This is a genomic window from Caulobacter sp. D5, from assembly GCF_003185805.1.
Classification (GTDB): domain Bacteria; phylum Pseudomonadota; class Alphaproteobacteria; order Caulobacterales; family Caulobacteraceae; genus Caulobacter.
This window is the reverse complement of record NZ_QHJY01000569.1, coordinates 1-1,472: the sequence shown is the minus strand read 5'-3', so window position 1 is coordinate 1,472 and position 1,472 is coordinate 1. Positions and strand designations below refer to the sequence as shown.

Annotated in this window: 1 protein-coding gene and 1 pseudogene; one reads left to right on the top strand and one right to left on the bottom strand. The window is 71.9% G+C overall.

The features are described 5' to 3' along the window. Positions 1-422: 422 nt before the first annotated feature. Entirely contained in the window at positions 423-1,226 is an 804-nt protein-coding gene (locus tag DMC18_RS25305) for a hypothetical protein (protein WP_110121241.1), read from the top strand. On the opposite strand, the pseudogene DMC18_RS26420 reads toward DMC18_RS25305, so the two are convergent. Further along, positions 1,223-1,472 (bottom strand): annotated as a pseudogene (locus DMC18_RS26420) (hypothetical protein); the annotation flags it as partial. The gene DMC18_RS25305 and the pseudogene DMC18_RS26420 sit on opposite strands and share 4 nt — an antisense overlap.

Sequence of the window (1,472 nt, the reverse complement as noted above, 5' to 3'; positions counted from 1 at the left end):
CGCGGCGAGGCGTTGCGGGCGAAGGTCGCGCGGATCGCCGCGTCGGCCGGCTGGCCTTGCAGGCGCAGCGCCGCCCAGGTGCGCACGCCCCACAGCAGCAGGCGCTCGCCCCGCGCCAGGCCCTCGGGGCCGGTGTCCTCGAAGTCCATCTCCAGTCCGCAGGCGCAGCTCATTGAGACCTCCAAGTCGGCGGGCAGTCGGCGGACGAGTTCGGCGCAAAAGGCGTCCGGCGGAGGAGAGCTCCGCCGGACGCAGGCGATGTCATGGGTGAGGGGAGGGAAAACCCGACATCGATTTGCGATTGGTTCGCAACAAGATCTAGGACTCATGTTGTTGCGAGTCAATCGCATAAAATCATATGCAGCCTTAGCGATAGTTCGTGTTTCTATCATCGCTCACCGGTCGCGGAGGGGCGAGGCGGCATGGACTTTGATGTGAGGCGGCGCGGGGGCGCCGCTCTGCTGGCGGCTGTGGCGACGGCCGTGTCGTGGAGCCAGGCCGAGGCGGCGGCCTGGACCCAGCCCAAGGGCGGCGCGGAGGTGATCGTCAGCCTGCGCGCCCAGGACAGCACCCACGGCTTCGACGCCGGCGGCGGCGCGGTCGACATCGTCGACTACCGCAAGACCGAGCTTCAGGCCTTCGCCGAATACGGACTGACCGACCGGCTGACCCTCGGCCTCCAGGGCTCGGTCCGCCGCCTGCGCACCGCCAACGGCCGCGCTGACGAGCCGGGGCATATCGAGGTCGGGGTCCGCTATCGCCTGCTGGCGCGCGACGGCTGGGTGATGTCGAACCAGACCTCGGTGCGCCTGCCGGGCGGCGACGCCGATCCGGGCGCGGCGCAGAAGGGCTCGCCGGACGCCGAATACGACAGCCGCCTGCTGGTCGGCTGGAGCGGAACCCTGGGCGGCCGCGAGGTCTTCGCCGATGTCCAGGGCGGGCTGCGCCGCCGCGACGGCGATCCGCCCGACGAGCGACGCTTCGAAGCCACGCTCGGCGTGCGGCCCAGGAGGCAAATCATGCTGATGGGGCAGGCCTATGCCGTCTCGTCGCTCGGAGCGGGGCAGGGCGGCTATGAGGCCTATCGCTACCTGAACCTGGAGCTTTCGGCGGTCTACGCCCTGCCGGCCGGCTGGTCGGCCCAGGCCGGGCTCACCGGCACGGCCTCCGGCCGCAACGCCCTGCGCGAGCGTGGGGCTGTCGTGGCTCTTTGGCGTCGGTTCTAGTTGGCCGGAACCCGGCGGGCCAGCTCCTCCAGCCGGCGGGCCGGGGCGTCGGAGATCGCGGCCCACAGCAGGCGGGCCAGCTCCAGGCGGTAGACGGCGGCGTAGCCGGCCGTGAACGGCGAGGTCGCGCTGCCGGGCGGCTCGGCCGCCTTGGCCTTGGCTAGGTCGCGGCGGGTCAGCACCAGGGCGCGGGGAATGGGAATGTCGCCCGACCCGGCGGCCACCCAGCGATCGGCCTCCGCGGCG